The organism is Actinomycetota bacterium, assembly GCA_013152275.1.
In the GTDB taxonomy this organism is placed as follows: Bacteria; Actinomycetota; Acidimicrobiia; order Spongiisociales; family UBA4744; genus BMS3Bbin01.
Map to the genome: position 1 here is coordinate 20448 of JAADGS010000023.1, position 16818 is coordinate 37265.

Sequence of the window (16818 nt, forward strand, 5' to 3'; positions counted from 1 at the left end):
TTCCGACTGATCATGTGATGTCTCCGCTCTGTGTCCTGCACTGGAATTCCTGGAGCTTCCGGTGTTCGAATTCGAGATAGGTCCGGTTGCGGAGCGTGAGGAGTTCGAAGTCCACCTGGTGCGCATCGAACTCGGGGCCATCGACGCAAGCGAACTTGGTCTCGCCGCCGACGCTCACGCGACAACCACCGCACATGCCGGTGCCGTCCACCATGATCGGGTTCAGACTCACCACCGTCTTGATGCCGTAAGGCCGGGTTACGTCTGCCACGGCTTTCATCATCGGAATCGGGCCGATGGCAAGAACGTGGTCGATCGTGCGCCCGGTGTCGAGGAGCTCTTGGAGCTTTTCGGTGACGAAACCGTGGAATCCGTAGCTGCCGTCGTCCGTGGTCGGGTAGACCTCATCACACACTTCGCCGAGTTCCTGTTCGAGAATGACGTACTCGCGGCTGCGACCACCGACGATGGCGAGGACGCTGTTGCCGGCCTCCTTGAGTGCGACGGCGGTAGGGTAGGCGATGGCGGTTCCCACGCCTCCACCGATGGACACCGCCGTTCCGAAGTTCTCGATGTGCGAGGGGACGCCGAGCGGACCTGCCACATCGGCGATCAGATCTCCCGATTCCAGCAGGTTGAGGGCCATGGTCGTCTTGCCGACTCCTTGTACGATCAGGGAGATCCAACCTTCTGTGACATCTGCGTCGCTGATGGTCAGGGGGATACGCTCGCCGTGTTCGTCCAGCCGTACGATGACGAACTGTCCTGGCAGGCGCTTCCGAGCGATACGGGGTGCCTCGATGTGGAAGCGCTTCACTTCGGGAGCGAGGAAATCGGCCTTGAGAATACGGAACATGCTGTCTCCTTGTCCCGCCATTCTTGTCCTTTCCGGAGCGATAGTGAAACCTGGCGGGATTCGGATTCGGGCTCGGATGGTCACGATGTACGCGTCCTGGCAGTTCTGGTTGCCCGGTTTGACAACCACCCGGAAACAGTTACAGTTCCACTCCCCGGGGGTTGTCCGCCGGGGTCGGTGCCCGCCGACATGAGTCGGTAGAGCGAATTGAAACCCCCAGGGGTTGGAACGCTGCCCAGACATTGTCTGAGCGCTCCGGGCTCCTTGACAACTAAACAGCGTGCCAAATAGTCAGTAATCCATCTCGGCGGTTCGCCGTTCGAGGTGGACGTACTCCAGCGCGTCTCGGGATGTCAAGCTCGAGGCGCATAGGAAACCTCTCTGACAGTGTGAAGGCGACCCTTCGGGGAAGCTTGAATCTGTACGTTGGAGAGTTTGATCCTGGCTCAGGACGAACGCTGGCGGCGCGCCTAATGCATGCAAGTCGAGCGACGCATATCGGATGGGTAACCAACTGGTATGACGGAGCGGCGAACGGGTGAGTAACACGTGAGCAACCTACCCCAAAGACTGGGATAGCCCGGGGAAACCCGGATTAATACCGGATACCCTCGCAGGGTCGCATGACCCAGCGAGGAAATGGTCCGCTACTTTGGGAGGGGCTCGCGGCCTATCAGCTTGTTGGTGAGGTAACGGCCCACCAAGGCAACGACGGGTAGCTGGTCTGAGAGGACGATCAGCCACACTGGGACTGAGACACGGCCCAGACTCCTACGGGAGGCAGCAGCAGGGAATCTTGTCCAATGGGCGAAAGCCTGAGACAGCGACGCCGCGTGAGGGATGAAGGCCTTCGGGTTGTAAACCTCTTTCAGGAGGGACGAAAAATGACGGTACCTCCAGAAGAAGCCCCGGCTAACTACGTGCCAGCAGCCGCGGTAATACGTAGGGGGCGAGCGTTGTCCGGATTTATTGGGCGTAAAGGGCTCGTAGGCGGCTCAGCAAGTCGATCGTGAAAACCCGGGGCTCAACTCCGGGACGCCGGTCGATACTGCTGTGGCTAGGGTCCGGTAGAGGAGAATGGAATTCCCGGTGTAGCGGTGAAATGCGCAGATATCGGGAGGAACACCAGTAGCGAAGGCGGTTCTCTGGGCCGGTACCGACGCTGAGGAGCGAAAGCGTGGGGAGCAAACAGGATTAGATACCCTGGTAGTCCACGCTGTAAACGTTGGGCACTGGGTGTGGCGGATTTATCAACGTCTGCTGTGCCGTAGCTAACGCGTTAAGTGCCCCGCCTGGGGAGTACGGCCGCAAGGCTAAAACTCAAAGGAATTGACGGGACCCCGCACAAGCGGCGGAGCATGCGGCTTAATTCGATGCAACCCGAAGAACCTTACCTGGGCTTGACATCATGGGAAAAACCATAGAGATATGGTGTGCGGAAGCGTCCATGACAGGTGGTGCATGGCTGTCGTCAGCTCGTGTCGTGAGATGTTGGGTTAAGTCCCGCAACGAGCGCAACCCCTGTCCTATGTTACCAGCACGTTATGGTGGGGACTCATGGGAGACTGCCGGGGATAACTCGGAGGAAGGTGGGGATGACGTCAAGTCCTCATGCCCCTTATGCCCAGGGCTGCACGCATGCTACAATGGTCGGTACAATGGGCTGCGAACCCGCGAGGGTGAGCGAATCCCCCAAAGCCGGCCTCAGTTCGGATTGGAGTCTGCAACTCGACTCCATGAAGTCGGAGTCGCTAGTAATCGTGGATCAGCAAAGCCGCGGTGAATGCGTTCTCGGGGTTTGTACACACCGCCCGTCACATCACGAAAGTCGGCAACACCCGAAGTCAGTGGCCCAACCCTTTTGGGAGGGAGCTGCCGAAGGTGGGGTTGGCGATTGGGATGAAGTCGTAACAAGGTAGCCGTACGGGAACGTGCGGCTGGATCACCTCCTTTCTAAGGAGCAAACCCGAGGCTTAGGCCTCGTAGCTCTTAGTTGATTTACTGAGTATTGTTCACCGAAGAGGCTTCGGTCTCAAACGTGGACATGGCACGCTGTTTAGTTGTGAGGGAGTTCGGTCTAAGGATCGTCTCTCTTGACGGCACCTTGAGAACTGCATAGCGAGCATGTATAACGTTTTGGATTCTATCTATCCAAGCTACTAAGGGTCTACGATGGATGCCTTGGCGCTAGGAGCCGATGAAGGACGCGGCAGGCTGCGAAAAGCCCCGGGGAGCTGTCAAGCGAGCTTCGATCCGGGGATGTCCGAATGGGGAAACCCGGCTGGGGTAATGCCCAGTCACTCCGGTCTGAATATATAGGACCGGCAGAGGGAACCGGGGGAATTGAAACATCTCAGTACCCCGAGGAACGGAAAGCAATAGCGACTTCCCGAGTAGCGGCGAGCGAAAGGGAATGAGCCTAAACCGGTGTGGTGGAATAGCCCGGTGGCGTTGCCACACCGAGGTCGTGGGACCTACCCGACGGGACACCGGAACCGTCAAGGAGTTACAAAATCGAACGGTAGCTGAACCTGTCTGGAACGACAGGCCGCAGAAGGTAACAGCCCTGTAAGCGAAGCCGTATCGATCTCCTGGTGGAGTTCCCAAGTAGCACGGGGGATATCCCGTGTGAATCTGCGAGGACCACCTCGTAAGGCTAAGTACTTCCTAGCGACCGATAGTGAACTAGTACCGTGAGGGAAAGGTGAAAAGCACCCCGGTGAGGGGAGTGAAAGAGAACCTGAAATCGTGGACCTACAAGCAGTGGGAGGGGATCTTTGATCCCTGACCGCCTGCCTTTTGAAGAATGAGCCGGCGAGTCAGCAGTACGTGGCAAGGTTAAGGCGTGTGCCGAAGCCGCAGCGAAAGCGAGTCTGAATAGGGCGTCGAGTCGCGTGCTCTGGACCCGAATCCGAGTGATCTATCCATGGGCAGGGTGAAGCGAGGGTAAGACCTCGTGGAGGCCCGAACCCACCAAGGTTGAAAACTTGGGGGATGACCTGTGGATAGGGGTGAAAGGCCAAGCAAACTCGGTGATAGCTGGTTCTCCCCGAAATAGCTTTAGGGCTAGCGTTGTATGTTTCGCCATGGGGGTAGAGCACTGATTGGGCTAGGGGGCCAACAAGCTTACTGACCCCAGTCAAACTCCGAATCTCATGGCTTTAGAATACAGCAGTCAGACTGCGGGGGATGAGCTTCGTAGTCGAAAGGGAAACAGCCCAGACCGCCAGCTAAGGCCCCTAAATCCGAACTTAGTGGGAAACGATGTGGAGTCGCCCAAACAGCCAGGAGGTTGGCTTAGAAGCAGCCATCCTTGAAAGAGTGCGTAACAGCTCACTGGTCGAGTGATTCTGCGCGGAAAATGTAACGGGGCTCAAGTTCGGTGCCGAAGCTGCGGGATTCTGTCATGAGCTCGACCTGTACCTCTAGGGGTGCGGGTCCAGGCGACAGGATCGGTAGGGGAGCGTCGAGCAGCCCTCGAAGCGGCGGCGTGAGCCAGCCGTGGAGGCTGCCCGAGTGCGAATGCCGGCATGAGTAGCGAAAGAGGAGTGAGAATCTCCTCCGCCGAATGTCCAAGGGTTCCTGGGGAAGGTTCGTCCGCCCAGGGTTAGTCGGGACCTAAGGTGAGGCCGAAAGGCGTAATCGATGGAGAACGGGTTGATATTCCCGTACCGCCTCGCGTGCGATCCGGCCGAATCCAGTGTGCTAAGGAAAGCCCTTCGGGGCCTACCGAACCTGCTGGTAGTAGGCGAACAATGGGGTGACGCGGAAGGGTAAGCGGACCCGGGCGTTGGTTGACCCGGGGTAAGTGTGTAGGGAGAGGTCCAGGCAAATCCGGATCTCGTGATTCCCGAGGCACGATGCCGAGCCGATTCAGGCGAAGCCGCTGAACGCCCAAGCCGCCAAGAAAAACCTCTAGTGAGTGCGCAGGCGCCCGTACCCCAAACCGACACAGGTGGACAGGTAGAGAATACCAAGGCGAGCGAGAGAACCCTGGTTAAGGAACTCGGCAAATTGGCCCCGTAACTTCGGGAGAAGGGGCGCCCCGGTAAGGTGTAGGACTCGCGTCCGAAGCCTGAGGGGGCCGCAGAAACCAGGCCCAAGCGACTGTTTACTAAAAACACAGGAGCGTGCTAAGTCGCAAGACGACGTATACGCTCTGACGCCTGCCCGGTGCCGGAAGGTCAAGCGGAGGGGTTAGCCGTAAGGCGAAGCTCTGAAGTCAAGCCCCGGTAAACGGCGGCCGTAACTATAACGGTCCTAAGGTAGAAGCACTCTTCGTGCAAGAGTGTCTGCCCTCCGCGGTGGCGACATCGCGGGTTGCAGCTGGCTATATGCTGGAAACCCCGTGTATCCGACAGTACTCATTCGTGTCATACCCTCTCGGTAGGGTGAGACACGGAAAGTGAAAATCTGATCGGTGCGGACAATCAGCAGGAAAGGCCAGGAATTGAGCAGTGGGTCGTCGGCTTTGTCGACGGCGAGGGCTGAGTTCGATCTGCAGAGATCGAGCGCAGCCGACACGAAAACCATCGAGTGAACGTCATGCGCTTCTTCGGGAAGCGTACGGGCGGATCTCTTGGAACGTGTCGTGCCGTTCTTCGAAGAGCACCCACTGAGAACCGCCAAGCGAGCAGACTTTCGGAAGTTCGCGTTGCGCGGTCTCGATTCCTGGAATCCTCAGAGGCCATACGCCAGCCAACTCGGCATCGACTGCCGAGTCGAAGATATGGTCCTATCCCCATGGCGACATGGGGGCACAATAGAGCGAAATTCCTTGTCGGGTAAGTTCCGACCTGCACGAATGGCGTAACGACTTGGGCACTGTCTCAACCAGGGACTCGGCGAAATTGCATTGTGAGTAAAGATGCTCACTACCCGCGACAGGACGGAAAGACCCCGGAACCTTTACTGCAACTTGGCATTGGAGTCTGGTATACGATGTGTAGGATAGGTGGGAGACTTGGAAGCGTCGGCGTCAGCCGGCGTGGAGTCAACCTTGAAATACCACCCTTCGTATAGCGGGCTTCTAACCTCGATCCGTTATCCGGATCAGGGACAGTGCCTGGTGGGCAGTTTCACTGGGGCGGTGGCCTCCTAAAGAGTAACGGAGGCGCCCAAAGGTTCCCTCAGCCTGGTCGGCAATCAGGCGTTGAGTGTAAAGGCACAAGGGAGCTTGACTGTGAGACCTACAAGTCGAGCAGGGACGAAAGTCGGGCTTAATGATCCCATGGTGGCATGTGGAAGCGCCATGGCTCATCGGCTAAAAGGTACTCCGGGGATAACAGGCTTATCGCGCCCAAGAGTCCATATCGACGGCGCGGTTTGGCACCTCGATGTCGGCTCGTCGCATCCTGGGGCTGGAGCAGGTCCCAAGGGTCGGGCTGTTCGCCCGTTAAAGCGGCACGCGAGCTGGGTTTAGAACGTCGTGAGACAGTTCGGTCCCTATCCGTCGTGGGCGTAGGAGATTTGCGGGGATCTGTCCCTAGTACGAGAGGACCGGGATGGACGTACCTCTGGTGTGCCAGTTGTCCTGCCAAGGGCACGGCTGGTTGGCTAAGTACGGAAGGGATAAGCGCTGAAGGCATCTAAGTGCGAAGCCCACCTCAAGATGAGATCTCCCACCGAAAGGGTAAGGCCCCTGGTAGACGACCAGGTTGATAGGCCGGATGTGTAAGCACAGTGATGTGTTGAGCTGACCGGTACTAATCGGCCGAGGGCTTGGATTTGAATCCAACTCTGCATACATGCTCGCTATGGAGTGCTCGGGGTGCCGAGCGCTCACCGGGTTTCCGGTGGTGATAGCGGCGGGGAACCACCCGTTCCCATTCCGAACACGGAAGTTAAGCCCGCCTGCGCCGATGGTACTTGGGGTTCACACCCCTGGGAGAGTAGGTCGCCGCCGGATACATATGTGACAGATGGGCCGCCTCGTTGGCGGCCCATCTTGTTGGAGGAGCTACGCATGCCCAGCGATGGACGGAATAGAGACCGAACCAGAAAGTGGCGGGACGGCGACGGTCCGCGGCCCGGTCGGGGAGGACGGGACACGGAGCGACGCATCGTCACCGGCAAGGGCACGACACTCCCCAAGTGGTTACGTGAGGAGATCACGCGGGTGACCCGAAAGGACCGCCTGGAAGAGACCCTGTACCTTCTCGAGGCAGGCACGGACGCGTTCGCCGGCGGGCAGTTCCGCAAAGCACGTTCTCTGCTGCTCAAGACGAAGCAGTTGTCTCCGCGAGCCTCCGCCGTTCGGGAATTGCTCGGACTCAGCTCCTATCGCAGCGGGCTCTGGAAAGAGGCGTTGACGGAACTGAGAACCTACCGTCGTCTCACCGGAGACACCGTGCACATGCCGGTGGAGATGGACGTGCTCCGTGCGCTCGACCGTGACGAGGACGTTCGGCGTGTGTGGGAAGAGCTCATGGAACTCGGCGGAAGACCGGAGGTGGTCAAGGAAGGTCGTGTGGTGTTCGCCTCCTTTCTGATCGACCATGGCGATGCTCGTGCCGCATGGGAGATCGCCAACCCGAAGCGCCTCTCCCAGAATCCTTTCGAGGATGACCTGCGCCAGTGGTTCGTGGCTGCTCGCGCCGCTTCACTCCTCAAGGACCGTGAGACCGCTCTCAAGCTTGCGAAGGCCATCGAGAAGCACGATCCGGCGATGCCCGGGTTGGATGACCTGCGAGCTGCGATACGAAACATCGACGCCTAGACTCAAGCGCAGGGCGTCGGCTGCCGATGCCCACTGTTGTGTCAGGGAAACAGATGCTGCAAAGAGGTTTTCTCGTCATCGCGGGAGTGGTTCTGCTGACGGCGCTTCCTTTTGGGAGTCGTGTCGCTGCCGTCTCCTTCGACGACCCGAACGTTTTCGGGTACGGCGAGGGTTGGAGCCCTCCGGCCGAACTCCGTGTCGGATCCAGTGGGCATGGTGTGGTCCAGCTCCAGCGGCGCCTCGGTGAGATCGGATTCCGACCGGGTCCGATCGACGGGCGGTATGGTGAGGCTCTGAGCGCGGCCGTGGTTGCCTTCCAGAAAGCTCATGGTCTCCCTCGTGATGGCATCTTTCGCTCAGCGGACTGGGAGCTTCTCGATGAGCCCATCAGCGTCGGAGACGCGGCGGCGCCGGATCGTGTGGAAATCGACTTGGGACGTCAGGTGCTGTTCCTCATCGAGAACCAGACGGTGGCGAGCATCCTGCCGATCTCATCGGGGAGTGGAGGCACGTATCGCGGACAAGGCGGGGGACTCTCGAAAGCCCGCACTCCCGAAGGGGCATTCTCCTTCTACCGTCATGTCGACGGGTGGAGGATTTCGTATCTCGGCGGGCTCTATGAGCCGTACTACTTTCGGGGAGGGTACGCGGTTCACGGGTCTGGGAGCGTTCCCGCCTACCCGGCCTCTCATGGATGCGTGCGCGTCCGGATTCCGGACATGAACTATCTCCTCGGACGGTTGCGACTCGGAATGCCGGTCTACGTGTATGGTGACACGTCGAGCAGAAGTGACGTGGTCACCCCTCTGCAGATGCCCGTGATCGAGCGTGTCGAGTTCAGCCTTCCCGCTCGGCTAGCCATCGCCTGATCCCGGCAGCCTGCATCGGCCAGTTGGTCTTTTCGGCATACGAGGCGATCGCCTCCTCCGAATGACCGAAGGCGCGATACTTGTCCGCCGTCCACACCCTGAGGCGCTCGCCCGCCGCTTCGTTTGACATCCCGGAGAATGTCGACATCACCTCCACCCATTCGCGCAGGCGTTCTTCGGCTTCGATCATCGTGGTCTCGACGTCGTAGCGTGGACCGAAGTGGGCAAACCCGAGGAAGCTCGGACGACGATCCAGCATTCTTCCCATTTGTGCAATCTGCTCGTCCGGATCGAAATCCGGCGGCGGTGTCACAGGCTGAACGAAGTGCCCGTGCGGATAGCAGAGGCCGAGGGCGTCCCCGACGAACATGCCACCCGTGTCCGAATCCTGATAGACGACATGGTGTTTCGCGTGCCCCGGCGTGTACATGACGTCGAGGTACCTTCCGTTGCCCAGGGAGATTCGGTCTCCCTCGTCCAGAATCATGAGGCGTTCGGGATCCACCGGTTCCATGGGACCCCATTGGGACGTGAGCCACTCTTCTCCGAATACGTGAATGGCCGAGGCCCACAGACGCTCCGGATTCACGAGATGTCTGGCACCCCGAGTGTGGACCCCCACCTTTGCATCGGGATATCGCTTCGCCATCTGCCCGGCACCGCCTGCATGATCCAGATGGATGTGCGTGACGACGAATGCCGCCAAATCATCCACGCCCAGTTCGTCGAGAGCCTCGATCAGATGTCCGAGTGTTGCAGAGGGCCCAACTTCGATGAGTACCCGTTCGGGCGTATCGAAGAGGTAGCAGGCGAGACGCTCCGGTCGGCCTTCCATCCAGGCGTCGATCGCGTAAAGGTGGTCACCTATTTCAACGGCACGTACGTCATTCATGGGGACACTCTACGTCGTTTGCCGGGCGGACATGTCACACCCCTGTCCTACGGTAACCATCACCTCCCGCCTTCCCCGGAAAGGCACTGTCATGGATCTCAACCTCGCAGTTCTCTGCGGACACCTGGCTGCTCCCCCCGAAGTCCGCACCTTTGATTCAGGGACACGTCTGGTCCGGTATCTCCTCACGGTTCGGAGTGAGCGGCCCCGGCGACGTGTCGACGTCCTGCCGATCACGCTGTGGGATCCGCCGGAAGAGTTGGTCGAAGACGCCCCATCGGCAGGCTCATGTCTGTGGGTGGTCGGATCGATCCAACGGCGATTCTGGGATGGACAGGAGGGTCGGCGAAGCCGTCTCGAGATCGTTGCCGAGCAGGTGACTGTCCGCCCAGAGGAGACGGCGCTTGCTCCGTGAGCGCGGTCGCAACCACTGCCGGCTGTCGGCGGGCCTGGAGACACCCGGCGCGGGCCCATGGTCGCTGCGGGGTCGACGCTCCGGTTACGCTCAGGGCCTCATGACTCGAATCGCCGCTGCAGCAGTCTCGACACACGCGGCCGGCGCCGCCGAACGGATCGCGGATCAAGGTGGCAACGCCGTCGATGCGGCGATCGCTGCATCGATCGCCGGCATGATCTCGGAACCTGGCATCGTTGCGTTGGGAGGCGGTGGTTTTCTCACCATCTGGCCTTCTGACGGGTCTCCCTGCACCGTCGACGGCTACGCGAGCATGCCCGGAAAAGGGAGGGATCCCTCCCGGTTCGGGAGTGGCATGTTCGATGCGTGGATGGCGTACGGTGGCGGCATGACCACCACCGTGGGGCATGGATCGGTGGCCGTTCCAGGCGCACTTGCAGCTTGTCAAGTTGCATCCACTCGTTTCGGGGAGCTTCCCTGGAGGCTCCTGATCGAACCGTCGGTGGATCTCGCCGAGCGCGGGTTCCCTCTCTCCGTTGCGTCGTCGCGTTATCTGGAACACTGCCATGACACCATCTTCGGCTGGCACGAACCGAGCTACGGCGCGCTTCACGATGAGAACGGCAGGGTGTTGCAGGTGGGTGAGACGGTGCATGTCGACGGCCTTGCGGAAAGTTTGCGCTTGATCGCGGAGTTCGGTGCCGACGTCTTCTACACAGGGTCCCTCGCACAGAAGATCGTTGCCGACATAGAGGCCGGCGGTGGGCTCTTGACGCAAGAAGATCTTGCAGGATACGAAGCGATCGTTCGAGATCCCCTTCGCCTGGAGGTCTCCGGATGGGATATCGCTTCGAATCCACCGCCCGCGGTCGGGGGCGTGGCCCTGGCGGCGATGATCGCTCTGATGGATCGGGAGCCTGTCGGCGGATGGACGAAGGAGGCACTCGACCGCCTCGTCAAGGTCCAGCGCTCGGTCTTGGCGTATCGCCGGGAGCATCTCGACGAGGCAGAGGACCTGGCGGTCGAAGCCGAGATTCTGTTGAAGATGATCGATGCAAATGGACCGGCCTGGCTGGACGCGTCTCCGTCGACCATCCACACATCGGTCGTCGACGAACGTGGGCTTGCATGCGCCGCAACGTTCTCCGCCGGCTATGGCTCGGGAGTCATGGCCCCTGGCACGGGGATATGGTTGAACAACTCCCTCGGTGAGATCGAACTCAATCCTCGAGGTCTTCACGCGCTGGTACCGGGAGAGCGTCTCCTCTCGAACATGGCTCCGACGGTTGCCAGAGACGAATCAGATTCGGTGGTGGCCATCGGATCGCCGGGCGCCGAACGCATCACCACGGCCATCCTTCAGGCATTCCTCAACATTGCCCATCTGGGTATGAGTCTTCAGGATGCCGTGGCACATCCGAGGATTCACGTTGAGTTCGTGGATGGGCAGGCCCGGGTCGCCTACGAGCCGGGGCCTGCAGTCGAAGGTCTGGGGTATCCAACGAGGCCCTTCGAGCGTGAGGACATGTTCTTCGGGGGTGTTGGCGCCGTTGCCCTCCATGCCGACGGCACGATGGAGGCGGGAATCGACCCGCGTCGGTCGGGAGCCGCAGTCCTGACCTGAGAGTCGCCGTTCACGTATACGCGGGTGAAACTCCACGACTGTGTTTCCGCAGGTCCGGTGCTCTTGACACGAGCGGTACGGTGAGATCGTCTTCCTCATCCACCCACTCATTCTCTGGAGGTGCACAATGCGATGGTTCTGGACCGACGATCTGGCGGCTGCTCTCACAGCTCACGATCATCTCGGTTCGGAACAGATCGCCCGGTGGATCGAACGTCCGGTGGCCCACGCGGCAGCCGACGACGCTACCGCGCTCGAAGTCGCTCTCGGCCTTCTGGAGGCATCGGAGCAGGACTCGGCTGCATAGAATCCGGAGCCGTTGTGGGGAGCACACACCCCCTCGGCGGTCGGATCCCTCGTGCTCGACACGGCCGTTCTTGCTCGCGGTCACCGCGCGAAATGCTGGTTGCCGGTCTGTCGGAGACTCAGGAGGTACCATCCGTCACGTGACGAAACGTACGAATCGCTGTTCGTGGTGCGGGGGAGAGCTGCCCAAACGCAAGGGCCCTGGAAGGCCAAGGCGCTACTGCAAGCAGAGCTGCCGCCAGCAGGCCCACATCGCTCGCAAGCTGGCGAATGCGCACGGTCTCGGTGCAGACGACGTTCTGGTATCGCGCGGCGACCTCGAGGAGCTTCAGGGACTTCTGTACGGTCTCGAGACGGCGCTGGAGGATGTTGCAGGCGATCTGGATGGAGCCGGAGCGGATGGCGCCGCCTATCGGGAGGCCTTCGAATGGCTGCGTACCGCGGCGGAACCGCTCGCCGCGTTCTGGATGGAACCCAAGGCTGCTCACAGCGGTTCGAAGGTCGCTCCTCGCGCCGATTCGACGACGTAGCAGTGTCCTTGGAGGCCTGTCGCCTCATGGAATTCGTCTTCCACGGCGCGGATGAATCGTTCGGCCGACTCTCGCGTAACGAGGGCAACGGCAGCGCCGGCGTAGCCGCCTCCTGTGAGGCGAGCGCCAAAACATCCGGGTGTGGTCTGAGCAGCCTCCACTATCGCGTCGAGCGGTCTGCTGGAGACTCCGAACAAATCGCGCAATGAGGCGTGGCTCTCGTTCATGAGACAACCGAATTCTCCGAGCGAACCTCGACGTAGTGCTTCTGCGGCGGCGAGTGTGCGTTCGTTCTCCGTTACGACGTGCTTGGCGCACTCGTACAGAGGTTCCTCCAAATCGCCTCTGTGCTCGGCGAGCTGGTCGATTGTGACGTCTCGTAATGCGGTCACGCCAAGCTTTGCCGCGGCGATTTCACACTGAGATCTCCGTCGGTTGTAACCGGCCTCGATCAGGTTCCTCCGGGTTCCGGTGTCCATCACGACGATCGCGGCCTGGGGTGGGATCAGGACATGGACACCCTTGAACGAGAGGCAGTCGATGAGCATTGCATGGCCTTTGTGGGCGCCCGTCACGATGAGTGGGTCCATGATGCCGCTGCGGACTCCAACCCATTCATTCTCAGAGATCTGCTGGAGCTGTGCGAACGAACCGGGATCCCAGCCGAGGTCCGAGACGTTGGCAAAGACGACTTCGATGGCGATGCCAAGCGCTGCCGAAGATGACAGGCCGGCGGCCATCGCGATATCGCTCGCGATGACCCCTTCCCAGCCGTGCAGACGATTGCCGGCCCTTTCCATGGCCCATGCGACACCTTTGGCGTATTCCGCCCAACCCTCGCCGCGTGTCAACTCGTCGAGGTCGAGCCGTGCATCATCGACAAAGGCTTCGGAGCGGAGGATGACCTTTCGGTCGGAACGGGGTCGAAACGCTATCCAAACGGCCTTCTCGATGGCCACGGGGAGCACGAACCCGTTGTTGTAGTCCGTGTGCTCACCAATCAGGTTGACGCGTCCTGGAGAGCGCACGAGCCCTGTTGGCTTGGCGTCATACTTGGTGGCAAAGAGCATCGTTGCACGGTCGCGTCCAGGCACTGTGTCACCTCCAGCCGATCGGTGCCGTCCCGTAGGTCATGGGAGCTCCGGCCCAGATCGGTGCATCGTGAGGACACTAGCTGTACTTCGTAATTCCGAAAAAGGCACCACCGCCGGGGGAGTCGGCGGTGGGCACGGCAGATTGGCGTCTGCTCAGGCGTCGGCTTCGGCGGTCTGTTCCTGGATCTTGCGGTGCACGTCTTCCATGTCGATCTCCCCGGCCTGAGTAATCAGGTCCCTGAGCATGGGCTCGGGAAGGGCTCCCGCCTGAGAGAAGAGGATGACCTTCTCACGAAAGACCATGAGGGTCGGGATCGAGCGGATGCTGAAGTAGCCGGCCAGTTCTCTCTGTGCCTCGGTGTCGACCTTGCCGAACACGATGTCCGGGTACTGTTCCGACATCTTTTCGAATACGGGTCCAAACATCTTGCAGGGTCCGCACCAGTCGGCCCAGAAGTCGACGAGAACCATATCGTTGTTCGTGATGGTGTCTTCAAAGTTGTCTTTGGTCAGTGTGACGGTTGCCATTATCTCTCCACGGGTACGATGACGAGTATACCCCTAGGGGGTACATTCTAGCCTTCCTCGAATCAACGCCGGAATTGCTCCATTCATTCCCGCCGGCTCGCGAACCACCATGAACCTCACGGCACGTACCTCGCGGGCTCCGCAAGACCTTCTGTCGGCCTCTCGCTCCGTCGGTGCCACGTGGGGGAGAAGGAAGCCATGCGCGCGATGCACCCGGCCACGGACCAAAGCAGCAACGCCACTCGACAGAGCCTGGCAACCCACAGGCGTCTGCCGGGCCCAGATCCGTCGACCATTCCGTCACGTGACGTTTCTAAGCCCGAAGTCAGGTGCCGTGGGAAGAGGGCGCGAAAGGCCGTGTGCGTTTTGCCACCGGCGAAGGATTCGGTTGGGCGGGCCTCACGTCATGCCGCATCGCGAAGTTGCAGGAATCCGCTGCGTGCGAAGGTGTCGTACGGGCGCGGACTGCGGAGGGTTCGGCCCATGAGGGAGGTACGGACCCCGTCGGGCGGGAAACCCACGTACGGGCTGGATCGCGGCGGGGTCGGCAGTGCTTGGGGTTCGAGCCGAGGACGTGTGGAAAAGCACAAGGCGCCCATAATCTCCGTTATGTCAAGTAATGATGGCTTTATGTCAAGTAGTGACGGCTTTATGTCAAGTAGTGACGGTTTGGTCCTTTCGTCCGAGGACATGGGCCCTGCAGCCGCACGTGCTCTCCCTCGATCTCGCCCGCGCGCTCTCCCACTGCCGGCATTCGTGCGTGCGGCGGAAGCGCACACCGCCGTGCGATGGTGCCTTCGGGCGACCGTCGGTCTCGGCCGGGTATGGAGAGCGTCGCGTCGGCCCGTGACGATCCCGCGGTCGCTCTGCAGAGCGAGAAAGGGACGAGCGACCCGTGAGCAGACGGAGACGTGTTCGTCGGCAGCCGAATCGGTGACCACAAAGGTGCCGAGCATCGAGCACACCGAGCGGCCGACCTGCTTGACGACCCGGGTGGATCGGCCACGGGAGGTCACGCCGGAGGCCCGGTCTCAGGGTGCTGGTGGAGCCCAAGGCGCGAGCTCCCTTAGAATCCCCTTCCACAAGGCGTCCCATGGAAGGCTCCGCTGGTGTTCGACGATCCGATAGTGCAGTTGGGTGGCATCATCGTCCTTGCCTTTGCCATCACGTGGCTCGGAGAACGCATCCGCGTGCCCGTGATTCTCCCGCTGCTGCTGACGGGATTCCTCATCGGTCCCGCCTTCGGACTGATCGATCCGGATGCCCTGATCGGAGACCTGCTCACACCGGCGGTCTCGATAGCGGTCGGCCTCATCCTTTTCGAAGGAGGCCTCAGCCTCCGCATGAGGGAGATGGCCGGCCAACAACGGGTGCTGTGGCTGCTGGTGACCGTCGGCGTACTCATCACCTGGGCGATCGGAGCGGCGACCGCCCTCGCCTTCACCGACCTCAAGCCCGGTCTCGCAGTGCTGCTCGGATCGATTCTGGTCGTGTCCGGGCCGACCGTCGTGGGGCCTCTCCTGACCCACGTTCGGCCGCGGCGCTCGGTCGGTTCGATCCTGAAGTGGGAGAGCATCTTCATCGACCCGATCGGGGCACTGGTCGCCGTGGTGGCGTTCGAGGTGTTTCTCGTCGGCAGAGTTGCCGCGACGCCAGGCGAAGTGATCAGTCAGGTCGCCCAGTTCGTGTTTGCCGGAGTTGCCGTCGGTGGGCTCATCGCCCTCGGTGCGATTCCCGCGCTCCGGCGTCACTGGGTACCGGAGCATCTTCTGTCGCTGTTCGGTGTGAGCGTCGCTCTCCTGGCGTTCATCGTGGCGGATTCCTTGGCTCCCGAGTCCGGCCTGCTGGCCACGACCGTGCTCGGTCTGGTCCTCGCCAACCACAAGACGATCCGTACCGAACAGATGGTCCAGTTCTCCGAGGTGCTGAGGGTGCTGCTCATCGGGGTGCTGTTCATCATCCTGAGTGCCCGGCTCTCGATCGAACAGCTCCAGGTCGACCTGACGGCGGCCGTCGCGCTCGTGCTTGCTCTGGTGCTCGTTGCCCGACCCGTTGCGGTGGCGGTCGCAACCTGGCGATCGCGCTTCTCGTGGAAGGAGCGGGTACTTCTCGCCGGGGTGGCTCCTCGCGGTATCGTGGCTGCTTCGATCGCATCCGTCTTTGCACTGGAACTCCAACGCGAGGGCATTCCCGGCGGTGACGAGCTCACGCCGCTCGTTTTTGCGGTGATTGTCGCCACGGTCACGATCTACGGCATTGGCATGGGCCCTCTCGCCCGCAAACTCGGATTGGCGGATCGGCACCAAGAGGGTGCGTTGATCCTGGGTGCCGGACCGGTGGAACGCGCAATTGCCGACGCCTTGGCGGATTCGGGTGTGGAGGTCGTGCTCGCCACAACCAACCGTGACGACCACGTGGACGCGGCGATGGCAGGCCGGCGGACCTACTACGGCAATATTCTTGCCCGCGATGTGGATCTCGATCTCGATCTGTCAGGTATCGGACGTCTCCTGGCGCTGACGCCCAACGACGATGTCAACACCCTCGCGGCGGGCCGTTACGCGGCCACCTTCGGCGGTGCCGAGACCTACCAGTTGGTGCCTCGGCGCCGGGACACGGGGATCGACCCGACCTCCGCATCGGACTTGGGCGGTCGCCTGCTCTTCGGACCCGACTGGGATTACAACGCGTTGCTTCATCTCCTCGAGAACGGAGGGGAGATCCGGTGCACGAAGCTTGGTGACGGTGCCGCCGGCCCGGGCACGACCCTGCCGAGTGACCGGGCTGTCGCAGTGCTCTTTGTGGTCAAACCCAACGGGAAGGTACTCGTCGTCGAAAACGGCAATCCTCGGCCGCTACGTGATGCTGCGCCGGGCGACACCGTCATCTCACTCGTGTCGGCCGAGTCCGACGTCGAAGCCTGAAGGGCCGAACCGTTCCCGGCTCTCGGACCGGCGACGTCGCGCGACAGCAAACCCGAACGGCT

Annotated in this window: 11 protein-coding genes and 3 rRNA genes; 10 read left to right on the top strand and 4 right to left on the bottom strand. The window is 61.1% G+C overall.

The window, feature by feature from the left end; translation table 11 throughout:
• Positions 1-10: 10 nt before the first annotated feature.
• Positions 11-856, bottom strand: coding sequence for a sulfide/dihydroorotate dehydrogenase-like FAD/NAD-binding protein (locus tag GXP34_02510; GenBank protein ID NOY54837.1), 846 nt, complete (start codon positions 854-856; stop codon positions 11-13).
• 424 nt (positions 857-1280) lie between these two features.
• Between GXP34_02510 and GXP34_02515 the strand changes: the two genes are divergently transcribed.
• The 5 genes from GXP34_02515 (at position 1281) to GXP34_02535 (ending at position 8443) form a co-directional block, all read left to right on the top strand.
• A 16S ribosomal RNA gene (locus GXP34_02515) occupies positions 1281-2819 on the top strand.
• 186 nt (positions 2820-3005) lie between these two features.
• Positions 3006-6587 (top strand): 23S ribosomal RNA (locus GXP34_02520).
• 60 nt (positions 6588-6647) lie between these two features.
• Positions 6648-6764: ribosomal RNA gene (gene rrf, locus GXP34_02525) — 5S ribosomal RNA — on the top strand.
• The 16S, 23S and 5S rRNA genes sit together here, the layout of an rRNA operon.
• Positions 6765-6821: 57 nt before the next feature.
• The gene (locus tag GXP34_02530) at positions 6822-7574 is read left to right on the top strand and encodes a hypothetical protein (protein NOY54838.1); all 753 of its coding nucleotides are present in this window, start codon (positions 6822-6824) and stop codon (positions 7572-7574) included.
• A gap of 53 nt (positions 7575-7627) precedes the next feature.
• Entirely contained in the window at positions 7628-8443 is an 816-nt protein-coding gene (locus tag GXP34_02535) for a murein L,D-transpeptidase (GenBank protein NOY54839.1), read from the top strand.
• Here GXP34_02535 and GXP34_02540 read toward each other — a convergent pair.
• Positions 8412-9335 (bottom strand): MBL fold metallo-hydrolase, encoded by a 924-nt coding sequence (locus GXP34_02540; protein NOY54840.1) that lies wholly within the window; start codon positions 9333-9335, stop codon positions 8412-8414. The two genes, GXP34_02535 and GXP34_02540, sit on opposite strands and share 32 nt — an antisense overlap.
• A gap of 91 nt (positions 9336-9426) precedes the next feature.
• Here GXP34_02540 and GXP34_02545 point away from each other — a divergent pair, with 91 nt between their 5' ends.
• The 4 genes from GXP34_02545 to GXP34_02560 all read left to right on the top strand — a co-directional run bounded on the left by GXP34_02545 (position 9427) and on the right by GXP34_02560 (position 12210).
• Entirely contained in the window at positions 9427-9750 is a 324-nt protein-coding gene (locus GXP34_02545) for a single-stranded DNA-binding protein (protein ID NOY54841.1), read from the top strand.
• Positions 9751-9850: 100 nt separating this feature from the next.
• Positions 9851-11374 (top strand): gamma-glutamyltransferase, encoded by a 1524-nt coding sequence (locus GXP34_02550; GenBank protein NOY54842.1) that lies wholly within the window; start codon positions 9851-9853, stop codon positions 11372-11374.
• Between the two features lie 127 nt (positions 11375-11501).
• Positions 11502-11681 (top strand): hypothetical protein, encoded by a 180-nt coding sequence (locus GXP34_02555; GenBank protein ID NOY54843.1) that lies wholly within the window; start codon positions 11502-11504, stop codon positions 11679-11681.
• Between the two features lie 139 nt (positions 11682-11820).
• Entirely contained in the window at positions 11821-12210 is a 390-nt protein-coding gene (locus GXP34_02560; GenBank protein ID NOY54844.1) for a hypothetical protein, read from the top strand.
• On the opposite strand, the gene galK is transcribed toward GXP34_02560, so the two are convergent.
• Together galK and trxA are read right to left on the bottom strand one after the other, a co-directional pair.
• Positions 12165-13280, bottom strand: coding sequence for a galactokinase (gene galK, locus GXP34_02565; GenBank protein ID NOY54845.1), 1116 nt, complete (start codon positions 13278-13280; stop codon positions 12165-12167). The two genes, GXP34_02560 and galK, sit on opposite strands and share 46 nt — an antisense overlap.
• Positions 13281-13457: 177 nt before the next feature.
• Positions 13458-13832, bottom strand: a complete 375-nt coding sequence (gene trxA, locus GXP34_02570; protein ID NOY54846.1) for a thioredoxin — start codon at positions 13830-13832, stop codon at positions 13458-13460.
• 1109 nt (positions 13833-14941) lie between these two features.
• On the opposite strand from trxA, the gene GXP34_02575 reads away from it, so the two are divergent.
• The gene (locus tag GXP34_02575; protein NOY54847.1) at positions 14942-16756 is read left to right on the top strand and encodes a sodium:proton antiporter; all 1815 of its coding nucleotides are present in this window, start codon (positions 14942-14944) and stop codon (positions 16754-16756) included.
• The last annotated feature ends 62 nt before the right edge of the window (positions 16757-16818 follow it).